The organism is Collinsella sp. AF37-9 (assembly GCF_003475115.1).
Lineage (GTDB): Bacteria > Actinomycetota > Coriobacteriia > Coriobacteriales > Coriobacteriaceae > Collinsella.
Genome location: NZ_QROQ01000015.1, coordinates 3,321 through 16,137, shown reverse-complemented (window position 1 = coordinate 16,137; position 12,817 = coordinate 3,321). Strand labels below are relative to the sequence as shown.

Annotated in this window: 7 protein-coding genes; 6 read left to right on the top strand and 1 reads right to left on the bottom strand. The window is 62.4% G+C overall.

All coding sequences use genetic code 11. The features are described 5' to 3' along the window. Positions 1-72: 72 nt before the first annotated feature. A complete protein-coding gene (locus tag DW024_RS05830) occupies positions 73-2,208 on the bottom strand; it encodes a LuxR C-terminal-related transcriptional regulator (protein ID WP_158567659.1) in 2,136 nt (711 codons plus the stop codon). 439 nt (positions 2,209-2,647) lie between these two features. Here DW024_RS05830 and DW024_RS05825 point away from each other — a divergent pair, with 439 nt between their 5' ends. The 6 genes from DW024_RS05825 to pknB all read left to right on the top strand — a co-directional run bounded on the left by DW024_RS05825 (position 2,648) and on the right by pknB (position 12,711). Then, positions 2,648-4,501 carry a serine/threonine-protein kinase gene (locus tag DW024_RS05825; protein ID WP_118093964.1) on the top strand — a complete coding sequence of 618 codons (1,854 nt, stop codon included), beginning with the start codon at positions 2,648-2,650 and terminating at the stop codon, positions 4,499-4,501. Next, on the top strand, positions 4,498-5,511 hold the full coding sequence (locus DW024_RS05820) for an FhaA domain-containing protein (RefSeq protein WP_035136732.1): 1,014 nt from the start codon (positions 4,498-4,500) through the stop codon (positions 5,509-5,511). Before DW024_RS05825 ends, DW024_RS05820 begins: the two co-directional genes overlap by 4 nt. Positions 5,512-5,517: 6 nt before the next feature. Beyond that, positions 5,518-5,934 carry an FHA domain-containing protein gene (locus DW024_RS05815; RefSeq protein ID WP_006235180.1) on the top strand — a complete coding sequence of 139 codons (417 nt, stop codon included), beginning with the start codon at positions 5,518-5,520 and terminating at the stop codon, positions 5,932-5,934. Beyond that, a complete protein-coding gene (locus DW024_RS05810; RefSeq protein WP_118377206.1) occupies positions 5,931-7,730 on the top strand; it encodes a Stp1/IreP family PP2C-type Ser/Thr phosphatase in 1,800 nt (599 codons plus the stop codon). The genes DW024_RS05815 and DW024_RS05810 overlap by 4 nt, the downstream gene beginning before the upstream one ends. A gap of 16 nt (positions 7,731-7,746) precedes the next feature. Further along, the gene (locus DW024_RS05805) at positions 7,747-10,617 is read left to right on the top strand and encodes an FtsW/RodA/SpoVE family cell cycle protein (protein WP_118377205.1); all 2,871 of its coding nucleotides are present in this window, start codon (positions 7,747-7,749) and stop codon (positions 10,615-10,617) included. Positions 10,618-10,749: 132 nt separating this feature from the next. Beyond that, on the top strand, positions 10,750-12,711 hold the full coding sequence (pknB, locus tag DW024_RS05800) for a Stk1 family PASTA domain-containing Ser/Thr kinase (RefSeq protein WP_118377204.1): 1,962 nt from the start codon (positions 10,750-10,752) through the stop codon (positions 12,709-12,711). Positions 12,712-12,817: the final 106 nt, after the last annotated feature.

Here is a 12,817-nt window from a genome sequence, read left to right as displayed (position 1 = left end):
CGCACGGCAACCTTCGCATGAATAGAGAAAGATGTCTGTAAACACCCGCTATTGAGTTGATTGCTCAGGCGTTTACACGTTATTTACCTGCGATAACAATAAAATTAGCTCCGCCTTATTCTTGATCTTCAACTGGCGGTAAGATGCAGACCGCAGCGCTTGCACCGTAGATGCAGCGTAACCGACATCCTCCGCAATGGCCTTTGTCGTTGCCCCCTCTGCCGTCATCAGCAAAATTTGCGACTGAACATCAGAAAGGGAGCGCGACGTAAGCAGGGCCAGCTGGCGCACGCGGGCCGTTTCGGTGGACCCGTTCGCCCGGTACTCCAAGACGGCCTTCTCGTCCTCAACCGAGCGGGCGAGCGCGATGTGCGTAACGAACATGGGCACAGACCAGCAAACAATCACCGTTGCCACGACGACATTGACAGCCGAACTTTGCCCCAACAACGACGCGAGGAACAACGGCTCGAAAACCGTCAGATCCTGCACCATATTGAGCAAGACAGCCCAAACAGGAGCCGTCGCCCCGAAGCAAAGCATCCATATCCCAAGCATTTTGCGCTGCGGACAGCTTCGCATCACTATATATGTGAGCAGCACCCCCGTCAGCACCGCAAGTCCATGGATTCGCCCCCTAGCGACCGCATAGATTAAGGCAACCATGCCCATTGACACCAACGGCACGATAGCCCGAGCATGGGCATGCACCTTAAACGGACGCAGCCCAACAGCGAGCGAAGCCGTAGACGCCACGCCGCAAAACAGGACCGGCACAGCCATCAACGGAACGCGTATGCACATCAATGCCGCGATATAGATAAAAGACCATTCCACAGCAGATAGCACCGCCCATACGTACGGGCTTCCGAGCCAAATCGCTTCACCCGCTCTATCCAGCGCAGCGCCACGATTCGCTTTTCCACCCGCGTAGCATAGCGACAGAAGCAGTCCGAGACCCAATGCGTAGCTTAAGAGGGAAAAGGCGACAGCCCGCGAAACACCGGACCCCCAATCGCTATCCGCCATTACCAAGGGCCCCGCCGCAAGGAGGATAAAGAATAATGTGAGCAGGTATCGAAACAGCCGGCGCGTTCGAGCTGATGCCACTATATCGTCAGCATGCCGCTGCGGTAGCTCATGCCCTACAGTATCGCCCTCACCCGCAAACAGCGCCACGAGCTCGCGTGAGCCCGCAACCGACGCCTTCCCGTATGCTCGGTGAAGCGTTGTTCTCACCGTCGATGGCTTCGTATCCGTCTCCTTGGCAATTTCCGCCGGCGTTTTCCCTTTGAGCAGCAGTCGAACAAACTGCTCTTCTCTAGGCGACAGGGCAGGGGAAAACACCCCCGCATCGAATGTGTCGGACGCACAGGCGATATCCGAATTGTTGTCCCGTTTCCCCCTTAGCAACATGCATACGAAGGCAGCAGCGATAACGGACCCCATCGCCAGCAATGCAATGACCACGGCATCGCTTGCGAAGTATGCCGCCTCAACAGCCGGAATAAGACCAATAGGAACTGCTACGAGCACAGAACAGGCAAACACGTCGCGCCGCCCATGGCCAAAGGCACGAGGGCGGCAAAACGGCGGGGCCACAGTCAATGCGAGATAGACCAACGGAATTAAAAGCGCAAGGCCAATTGACGCGGCCGTTACAGGGGGCATCCCCCATGGCTCGGGAACGACTCTCCATGAAACTCGACAGCAAAACAGCAGGCAAGACATGACGGCTATTGTTTCTGTAAAAATCGCGTCCTGCGGGTGACGAGTTTCCCTTTCGTCAGTCCGTGTCGACCTCTGCGTCAAAGGAGAGTCCGCCGTGCCCCAAATAACATATGAGAGAAGCAGCGACCCAACAAAGCACGAGACACACGAAACGCCATGTAACAACCAAATCGGTGCAAACACGATTGGAATAGAGTCTCCGCGAGCATAGAAAGCCAGGTCGGCCCATTCGGGAACCGTTGCAATAACACCAAGGAAAACACCGATGGCACCGAGATGCCTCGGCCTTCTCATTCCCCCCTTGCATAGCGCAGCACCATGAACAAACGCCGCGAGGCATGCGCCCAGGATAACGAGCCAGGTCATTGCACCTGACGCTAGGCCGATTGAAGATGAAAACCGGTGATAAGGGGTGACCGCCATTACGACAAGCGCAATGGCGCAGGCAAATGTAGCAGAACGGCGGGAAAAGAGCATACGGCCTCCATAGCGTGTCATTATATCGCTCGAGCCGCTCGTTTATCTCTGTTCTCACACCAGCCAGCATCAATGATTCAGGCGAACTCCAATCCGCGCCAGATCACGGTCCGGCTTTTGTTCGCAGTCCCCACATCAAAGCGGGATGCGGTTTCCTTTTGGACGCCGGTTCGGAAAGCGCATCCCGTTCCAGGGCAATATTCTGGGATGCAGTTTCCGCAGCCCACCCCATTTGGAAAGCGCATCCCATAATTTGGCTGAAAACTGAGATGCGCTTTCCAAACGAGCCGAAACGGGCCGAATCGATCGGGCCACCTCGCATCCCGCTATCCTCGCCATCTGCCCGAGCGTGCTACACTAGCAGCATCTATGCCACCGCGAACGGCTCGGCCCCGCGCCCGCCGCTCGCAAACGAACTTTAAACGCACGAGGGTTGGCCATGCCGCTTTTCTCGCAACATACCGCCCGGTTCTCGCCGGACGTTCCTTTGGAGGGCACCAGCTCTCGCGAGCTGCTCAAGCGGTACCAGCCGCTCGAGACACTTGCGACCGGCGGTTTTGGCTCCATCGAGATCTGCCGCGACACGCACCTGCGCCGCCGCGTCGCCATTAAACGCATCCCCCTTATCAACGGTGCCGGCATGCCCGCTAGCGACATCATGGATGTCCTGCGCGAGGCGCACACTGCCGCCATGCTTCAACATCCCAACATCGTGCAGGTTATCGACTTTACGCACGACACAGCCTATGCCTACCTGGTTATGGAATATGTCGATGGCATGTCGCTGGCCGAGTTTTTGCACCGCGCGGACGGCCATTCGCTCACCTTTGACGAGGCCGCGGCCATTGCCGATGCCCTGGGCCAGGCGCTCACCTTCGCCCACAGTAATGGCGTGCTCCACCTGGACATCAAGCCCGCCAACGTGCTCATCGACCACTCGGGCAATGTAAAGCTCACCGACTTTGGCATGGCGCGGCTGTCGTCTGCTGGCGGCTTTGGCGGCTCACGCGGCGGCACCATCGGCTACATGCCGCCCGAGCAGCTCGATATCGAGACCGGCACGGTCGACGAGCGCGCCGATGTCTTTGCCCTCGCCTGTGTGATCTACGAGGGCCTGTGCGGCAGCGCTCCTTTTATGGCGGCCACGCCCGCCGACTCGCTCGGCCGCATCATCGGCGGCGCCACCTATCCCAGCGAGCTGATACCACACTTTCCCTCGGGAGCCGAGGCCGCGCTCATGAGCGCGCTCTCCCCCATGCCGCAGGACCGCCCCAACAGCATCGAGGCATTTTGCGACCAGCTCCTTGCCGGTCTGGGCAGCGTGCGCGAAGGCCGTCGCAGCCTGGAGCAAATGGTTGGCGAACTTTCGGATGACGAGCAGGAGCTCGACGATATCGAGCCGTCGCACTACGAGGACGACGTCATCGAGGTCGACCCCGCACTCGGCTGGGCGGGCACGCGCTGGAGCCATGCGCGCGACTACACCATGCGCGCTATCTCGGCGCTAACGTGCGGCACCTTTAGCTTTTTGCTGATGCAAACGGCCGGGGTCGCGGCGCTTCCCGGCCTGGTCATTGCGGCCATCGCGATCGGAGCGGCGGCTGGCCTGGCCCCCCAGATTGGCTCGGCCATCTCGGCTGTGGGCTTTTTGGTGCTCATGGCCAACGCCACCATGCAGGCACAGGGCATCCTGTCGATGCTGCCCGTCGCGGTGATCTTTGCTGCCGCCATGTCCGGTTGGTGGATCGCCTGGGGTCGCACCGAGGCTGCCGCGAGCGCCGCGCTCACCTGTGCACTCGCGCTTGGCTGTCTGACCGGCAATACCTTCCTGGCAGCTGGGGTCGCCGCCGGCGTCGCGTCATTTTGGCTCGGCCCGGCAAGCGCCGCCGCGGCAACGGGCATGGGCGCGCTTTTTGCCCGTCTGGCCACGATCGCGCTTTCAGCCGAAGGCGTGCTGGGGCTCGGTAACGTTGCCGCAGCGCTGGGAGACCCGCTCCTTTGGGCTGCCTTTGTGCTGGTCGCGGCAACTGCCGCAGCATCATCCGCGTTGCTCAATGCCCATGCCAAGCGTGCCGATCAGGGATCAAACCTTGCCGCAATCGCCGCCATCGCCGTCACCGGCATCGGCTGCGCAGCGGCGTCCTGTCTTGCACACCATATGGAAATTGCCAGCCTTGCAGCCGCGGTCATCGCCAAGGCGGCGGTTGCGGGAATCCTATCCTCTATAATCGTTGGGATATGCCTATATTTGCTCGGATACCAAAGAACCTATACGGAGAGTGATCTTTCGTGAACTTCCTGAACATCTTCGAGGACCACGTGGCCGGCATCTTCGGTGCCACCCGTGCCCCGTTCTCCTTTAAGAAGCTTGCCAAGCAGGCCGCTCGCGACATGGAGGATCAGACTCTGGTGATCAATGGCGTCAACACGGCGCCGGCACTCTATACCATCCTGATCGCCGCCGACGACGACCCCATGCTCGCCCCGTTCTACCCCGAGCTTTCGCGCGAGGTCCGCGAGTTCGTGAAGGCGCAGGCCGAAAAGCGCCGTTATGTCTTTGTCGGCGAGCCCCTCGTGCGCTTTATGATCGATCCGCAGCTGCGTGCCGGCAAGTTCTCGGTCTTTGCCGAGAACGTCGATGCCCCCACGCTCGGCCGCCTGTACGAAGAAGAGCGCGCCTATCAAAACGGTCTGGGCCAAAACAACTCCGCGGCAAGCCGTGCCGCCAGCGCCCCGCGCGCCGGCCAGCAGCAGTTTGCTGCCCCGCAGCAGCAGCGCCCCGCCGCCATGCCCCAGCAGCAGCCGACGCCTCGTGCCGCCGCTCCCGACCCGCTTGCCGTAGCAGATCCCTTCGCGCCTAGCGTCCCCGACCCCGCCGCAGCACCCATCCCGGTGCCGCAGACCGTCTCGCGCGACGCGCTTGCCGGCATGGGCGGAGCCGCCGCGACCGGTGCCGCCGTGGGCCTAGGCGCCGCAGCCGGTATCGCCTCCAACATGGCGAGCACTCGCGCCCCGCAGCGCCCGCTCGCCCAGCTCGTCGACGTCGTGAGCGGCGAGAGCCATAGCATCACCTCCGCACAGGTGACCATCGGTCGCGAGCGCTCAGTTTCCGACATTGCCCTGCGCGACCCCAACGTGTCGCGCCGCCACGCCCAGCTCACCTTTACGGGCTCGGATTGGTCGATCGAGGACCTCAATTCCACCAACGGCACGCTCGTCAACAACCGCCGCATTACGCGCTGCCCGCTGCGCAACGGCGATCTGCTGACGTTTGGCCTGAGTACCTTTGAATTTAGGGGATAGTCGCTTATGAACATCGATATCGTTCTTTTTGCAGGCCGCATCGTCCTGGTCGCCCTGCTCTATATCTTCCTGTTCGCCGTCATGAAGACCGGCGTGGGACTCGTGCGCGGGCAGCGCCGCGACTCGGCTATCTGGACGATCGATGTGGACAAGGGCCCGCGCGGTATCCGCGGCATCCACGTAGACATGCTCGGCCCCGTCATCGTCGGTCGCTCTCCGTCTTCGGACATCTGCATCAACGAACCGTTCGTCTCGGCCTCGCATGCGCGCTTTTCGCTGCAGGGCCCGGCGCTCATCATCGAGGACCTCAACTCGCTTAACGGCACGCTCGTCAACGGCCGCCAGCTCGTGGAGCCCGCGACGCTGCGTGAGGGCGACGAAGTCCAGATTGGCGACGTGGTCATGAAGGTGAACCGTCGATGATCGACGAGGAGAACAAGTCCGCAACTATGACCGAGGCACCGGCCGCCGCCACAGCTGCGCCGGCCCACGCCGCTCCGGCGGGCTCCGCACCCGTGGAGCCCGAGGACACCGTGTTCTCCCTGCCTCTTTCGCAAGTAACGCATGATATTTCGGATCTCGCCGATAACGAGGACGAAGAGGATGCCGTAGCGGCGCCCATCGGCGCACATGCTGCGGAACAGCCCACAGCGCCCGAAGCAACCCCGGCGCCGGCTCACTTTGCAGAGCCCGTCGCCGCGGCAATCAACGAGAGCGCTGCGGTGTTTGCGGCACCCGAGCCCGCCGCGCCGGCGTTTCCCATAGCCCCGGCATCCGAGGTTGCGCCCGCGTCTACGCCGGCGCCCGAGCCTATAGACGTCAGCCCGCAAGATGACGAGCCGACCGCCCGCGTTTCCGAGGAGCCCGACTCCCCGGACACCGGCGATTCCGAATCAAACGCCGAGACCGACACCGTCTCTCCCGGTGACACAGCCGAGATCGACGTTGCCGCCGTTGAGGCCAAGCTCAAAGACCCCGGGTCGACCATGAGCTTTGAGCCCCTGACCGAGGAGCGCATCGAGACCGACTCGACCTATGATGCCGGCACCACCACGCAACTCATGTGGGGCGCCCGCTCTGACGTTGGCTGCGTACGCCCGCACAATGAGGATTCCTACCTGGTGCAGTCGCCGCTCTTTTGCGTATGCGACGGCATGGGCGGTCACGCCGCCGGCGAGGTAGCCTCTTCCATTGCCGTCGAGACTATTGCCAAGACGGCCCCGCAGTCCGCCGACGCAGCACGCCTGGCCGCAGCCGTCGAGGCAGCCAACGCCGCCGTAATCGAGGCGGCCCTGAACGGCCTGGGCAAGCCCGGCATGGGCTGCACAGCCACTTGCGCCTATATCGAAAACGACACGCTCGCCATCGCCCACGTGGGTGACTCTCGCGCCTACCTGCTCCACGAGGGCACGCTCATCCGCGTGACCCGCGACCACTCCTACGTGGAGGAGCTCGTGGACGCCGGTGAGATTACGGCAGACGAGGCTCGCGTCCACCCAAACCGCTCGGTCATCACCCGTGCGCTGGGCTCGGACCCCGCCATGTATGCCGACCACTTCACTCTGCATATCGAGGAAGGCGACCGCCTGATCCTGTGCTCCGACGGCCTTTCGAGCATGATTCCCGATAGCGATATCGAGAACATCGCCACGCAGTCCTCAACCGCGCAAATCTGCGTCGACAACCTAGTGGACGCGGCGCTTGCCGCCGGCGGCCACGACAACGTGACCGTAGTAGTCGTTGACCTGGTTGACGATGGCGTTATGCGCGAGGCGCAGCGCGTGCGTCGCCGCAACGTCACCATCGGCGTCGTCTTAGGTCTCGTCTTGGTGCTGGCGGCTGCCATCTGGGCCTACACGGGTGTCACCGGCTCGTACTACCTGGGTACCTACCAGGGCAATGTCGCCGTCTGGCGCGGCCTGCCCGGCAAGCCGCTCGGACTCAAGCTCCACTGGCTCGAAAGCGAAACCAGTATCAAGCTGTCCGACCTGCCCGAAGACACGCAAAACCGCCTCAAGGCGGGCATTCCGCAAACAAGTGTCGACGATGCGCAGGACACGATATCCAAGTACCGCCACCAGATCGACGAGGAGCAGACCCGCCAGGTGATCGACGCGCAAACGATTCGCGACAACACCGGCCAGGGATCGACCTCCGAATCAGATTCCGAGAAAACCGCCGAACAGTCCGCCGAGGCCGAAGCCTCCGAAAAGAACTAGAAAGGGAGTGCCGCTTATGAGTCGCCGCAACACCGAGCTGCTCTTGCTCATCGCCTCGGCGTTCCCCGTCATCCTGCTGTATGCGATGTACGTCCTCACCGCGGGCGCTGCCATCTCCTTTGAGACGCTCGCCGTACCGATCGGCCTCTTTGCCGCCTTTGCCGCGGCCCACATTGCCGTGCGCATCTTGGCGCCCGGTGCCGACCCCGCCATCCTGCCCATTGTCTTTGTGCTTTCGGGCATCGGCATCACGTTCGTGACGCGTCTCGCCCCCGCTCTCGCCATCTCACAGCTCATCATCCTGTTTGTCTCGGTGGCCCTGATGGTGGGAACGCTCGCGTTGGTTAAGAACCTCGACGTAGTCATGCGCTACAAGTACACCTTTGGCATTATCGGCATCATTCTGTTGATGCTGCCTATCTTTATCGGCACCACGATCTCGGGCTCCAAGCTGTGGATTCGCATCGCGGGCTTTACCATCCAGCCCGGCGAGTTCGCCAAGGTCTTTATCGTGCTGTTCCTGGCCGGGTACCTGGCCGAGAACCGCGAGCTGCTCTCCATCTCCAACCGCAAGATCTTAGGTCTTAAGATCCCTCGCCTGCGACTGCTGCTGCCGCTGTTTGCCGTGTGGGGTGTGTGCCTGCTCGTCGTCGTCTTCGAACGCGATCTGGGTTCGGCCGTGCTGTTCTACACCATCTTCTTGCTGATGCTCTACGTTGCCACGGGACGATTCTCGTATGTCGTTATCGGCCTTGCGCTCTTAGCCGTTGGAGCCGTGGGCGCCTACAAGTTCCTGTCTCACGTTCAGGTGCGTTTCCAGGTTTGGGTCGATCCGTTTAAGGACGCCCAGGGCCAGGGCTACCAGATCGTCCAGTCGCTCTTCTCGCTTGCCGATGGCGGTCTGGTCGGTGTTGGTATCGGCAACGGCATGGCCAACAACATCCCTGTCGTCGAGTCCGACTTTATCTTCTCGGCCATCGGCGAGGAGATGGGCCTTTTGGGCGGCGGCGCCGTGCTCATCCTGTTTATGCTCTTTGCCGTGCGTGGCCTCACCACGGCTGCCCGCGCTAAATCCGACCTCGCCGCCTTTAGCGCCACGGGCCTTACGGCCGCCATCAGCTTCCAGGCCTTTTTAATCGTGGGCGGCGTTACCCGCCTGATCCCGCTGACCGGCGTCACCCTACCCTTTATGAGCCAGGGCGGTTCCTCGCTGCTGGCAAGCTTTATCATCGTCGCGCTCCTGCTGCGCGCCGGTGACGAAGCGACCGGACGCGAGGCCGAGCTTACCGGCACCGGCACTATGGCCGCCATCACCGATGATCAGGTCGCATCTGCCGCCGCCCCGACGGGCACGCGCTTTGCCACCTCGTCTTCCTACGGCAGCGGCAGCCATTCCGTCGGCTCGCGCATGCGCCGTCGCCTGCTCGACACGCCTGAATCCGGTGTGCTCGGCCGCGTTGCGCTCGCCAACCGTCTAACCCGTGCGGTGCTCGCCTTTACGGCGCTATTCGCCATCCTTATCGGCAACCTCACCTATGTCCAGGTCATCAAGGCCAAGGACTATCAGGACATGCCGACCAACAACCACACCATCGCCCGCTCCAAGTACATCCAGCGCGGTTCCATCATCACGTCCGACGGCGTGACGCTGGCCGAGTCGCTGCAGCAGGAGGACGGCACCTACGTACGCTCCTACCCCAACGGTAACCTGGCAGCGCACGTGGTTGGCTACGTGAGCCAGCAGTATGGCACCACCGCCATCGAGAGCGTCATGAACGACACGCTCACCGGTTCTAAGGACTACTCCAGCTGGAACAACGCCATCGCGTCGCTCGCGGGCCAGACCCAGCCGGGCAACACCGCCAAGCTCACCATCGACTCGCGCATCCAGACGGCGGCCGAGCAGGCACTCAAGGGCTTTAAGGGCGCTGTAGTGGTCATCGACCCGCGTACCGGCGCGGTGCTCGCATGTGCCAGCTCGCCCACCTACGACAACACCAACATCGACGCCCTACTGCAGGCTGGCGGCGGCGAGGACGGCTCTATGTACAATCGCGCCATGGACGCGCTGTACACGCCGGGCTCCACGTTTAAGGTCGTTACGCTTTCCGCGGCACTCGAGACCGGCACCGCCAGCCTTACCAGCACCTACCAGGCGCCCGGCTCCATGGACATCGGCAACGCACCGGTCACCAACTATGCCAACGAGAGCTACGGCACCATCAGCCTGCAGCAGGCCTTTGCCGTGTCCTCCAACGTCGTCTTTGGCCAGGTGGCAAACGAAGTTGGCGCAAACACGCTCGTGCAGTTTGCCAACGCCTTTGGCTACGGCCAAAAGCTCGGCCAGGACCTGACCTCCGCGGCCTCCATCATGGCAGACCCGTCGCTCATGACCGAGTGGGAGACCGCTTGGGCCGGCGCCGGCCAGCCTGTCGGCATGGACCACACGCCCGGCCCGCAGACCACCGTCATGCAAAACGCCGTGATTGCCGCCGCCATCGCTAACAGTGGCGTGGTCATGGACCCGTACTTTGTAGCCCAGGTACTCGCCCCGGACGGAACTGTGGTCAAGACCACGCAGTCCCGCTCGCTGGGTCAGGCCGTCAGCTCCGCCACGGCCGACCAGGTCAAGCAGGCCATGCTCGCCGTCGTCCAGTCCGGTACCGGCACCGATGCCCAGGTCCCCGGCGTCAAGGTCGCCGGCAAGACCGGCTCGGCCGAGATCGGCGGCACCAACGTCAACTCGATGTTCGTTGGCTTTGCACCTTACGATTCACCCACGGTCGCCATCTCGGTGGCCTTGGAGGATTACGACAAACACGACGTCAAGGCGGCCAAGATTGCCGGCATCGTCCTGACCGCGGCGCTCGCCGCACAGGGAGCGTGATGCCCATGATTGAATCGGACACCCGAGGCGCGCCGCGGCCGAAGAGTTAGCGGCAACGCGCCACACGGCCCCAGCGGCCACATCGTAGGTACTACACACATCGTTGAGCGAATAGTTATGTTAGGAGCAGGAATGGAACAGAGGGTCCTCGGGGGAAGATACCTCCTCAAGGATAAGGTGGGGACAGGCGGCATGGCGACCGTCTTCCGTGCGCAGGACCAGGTCCTCGACCGCACGGTAGCCGTCAAGATCATGCTGCCGCAGTATGCTGGCGACGCAACCTTCGCCGCACGCTTTAAGCAGGAGGCCCAGGCAGCAGCCGGTCTCTCCTCCCCCTATATCGTGGGCGTCTACGATTGGGGCAAGGACGGCGACACCTATTACATCGTCATGGAGTACCTGCGCGGCACCGACCTTAAGAGCGGCATCAAGAGCCACGGCGCCCTCGACCCCAAGAAGGTCGCCCAGATCGGCTCGCAGATCAGCTCCGCGCTTTCGGTCGCCCACAAGCACGAGATCATCCACCGCGACATCAAGCCGCAGAACATCATGGTGCTGCCCGACGGCAACATCAAGGTGATGGACTTTGGCATCGCGCGCGCCAAGAACAGCCACCTCACGCAAGACAACAACGTGCTGGGAACCGCCCACTACGTCAGTCCCGAGCAGACCCGTGGTCAGGACCTCGGCCCCACCTCGGATATCTACTCGCTGGGCGTCGTGATGTACGAGTGCGCCACCGGCCGCGTGCCCTTTGACGGTGATGACGCCATCTCAGTCGCACTCAAGCAGGTCAACGAGCTGCCTATTCCGCCGAGCCAGATCAACTCCGGTGTCGACGCCGACCTTGAGCGTATCATCCTCAAGTGCATGGAGAAGGACCCGGCAAACCGCTTCCAGACCGCCGACGAGCTGCGTCAGGTGCTCAACAGCTACCTGTCGGGCCGTGCCGTCAACATCTCGGAGCCCACGCGCATCATCGGTGCACCCGGTGAACTGGGCGCCACCAAGACTCGCGAGCTTTCCGATCAGACGCGCGCCATGGTACGTCCCGTCTCGGGCGTGAGCGGCCAGAATACCGCCCGTAGCTCGGTTTCGGGCTCCACCGGCTCCTACGAGGTCGAAAAGCCCAAATCCAACAAGAACAAGATCATCGCCGCCGTGGTGGCAGCCGTTGCCGTCATCGGTATCGTGGTGGCCTTTGCCACAGGACTCTTTGGCGGCGAGCAGGTCACCGTGCCCGATGTGCTGGGCAAGGACCAGCAGACTGCCGTCGAGCAGATCAAGGAAGCCGGCCTCGAGGTCGGCACCATCGACCAAAGCTACAACGACGATATCGACGAGGGCAAGGTCGCCGAGCAGACGCCCAACGGCAAAACCAAGAAGGCCAAGGGCACCAAGGTGAACCTGGTGATCTCCAAGGGCCCCAAGCCCTCCGAGAAGGTTGAGGTTCCCCAGCTTGTCGGTCTAACCAAGGACCAGGCAGAGGCGGCACTGGCAAGCGTTGGCCTAAAGGGCAACGCCACCGAGGAGGCCAACGAGGCCGATGAGGGCCAGGTCTTTGAGCAGGGCACCGACGCCGGTAAGGAAGTCGAGAAGGGCACGACCATCTCGTACAAGGTCTCGAGCGGCCCGGATACCACGTCCGTCCCCGACCTGACCGACATGACCGAGGCCCAGGCGCGCAACGCCCTCGATATGGCAGGCTTTGGCGTCGACGTGAGCTACCAGGAGAACGACTCGGTTACCGAGGGCACCGTAATCAGCTGGAACCCCAGCGGCAAGCAGAAGCCCGGTGCCACGATTACCGTCGTCATTGCCAAGAAGTCCGGCAAGGCCACCGTCCCGGGCAACCTGTACGGCAAGAGCATTTCCGCCGCCGTCACCGCGCTCAACAACGCCGGCTTCTACAACATCGCGTTCTGCGATCAGAACGGCAACCCCGTGAGTGGCAACGAAAACGCCACCGTCACGGGCGTCTCCCCCACCGGCAAGCAGTCCACCGACAGCACGATTACGCTGACGGTTGCACTTTCTGGCTCGGGTTCGGGTTCAGGCACGAGCACGGGCGACGATTCCGGTACGACCAACTAGTCGCAACCCAACCGCTCATTACGGCTCTCGCCGCAAACATATTCGCTCACAGGCGCCCGCTTGCTCCCCCAGCAAGCGGGCGCTTCATTTTTGACATGGCATGAAT

Excerpts from the sequence above, each read along its gene's own strand:
- DW024_RS05830 (WP_158567659.1), bottom strand. The coding sequence starts at position 2,208 with ATGCTCTTTTCCCGCCGTTCTGCTACATTTGCCTGCGCCATTGCGCTT.
- DW024_RS05825 (WP_118093964.1), top strand. The coding sequence starts at position 2,648 with ATGCCGCTTTTCTCGCAACATACCGCCCGGTTCTCGCCGGACGTTCCT.
- DW024_RS05815 (WP_006235180.1), top strand. The coding sequence starts at position 5,518 with ATGAACATCGATATCGTTCTTTTTGCAGGCCGCATCGTCCTGGTCGCC.
- DW024_RS05810 (WP_118377206.1), top strand. The coding sequence starts at position 5,931 with ATGATCGACGAGGAGAACAAGTCCGCAACTATGACCGAGGCACCGGCC.
- DW024_RS05805 (WP_118377205.1), top strand. The coding sequence starts at position 7,747 with ATGAGTCGCCGCAACACCGAGCTGCTCTTGCTCATCGCCTCGGCGTTC.
- pknB (WP_118377204.1), top strand. The coding sequence starts at position 10,750 with ATGGAACAGAGGGTCCTCGGGGGAAGATACCTCCTCAAGGATAAGGTG.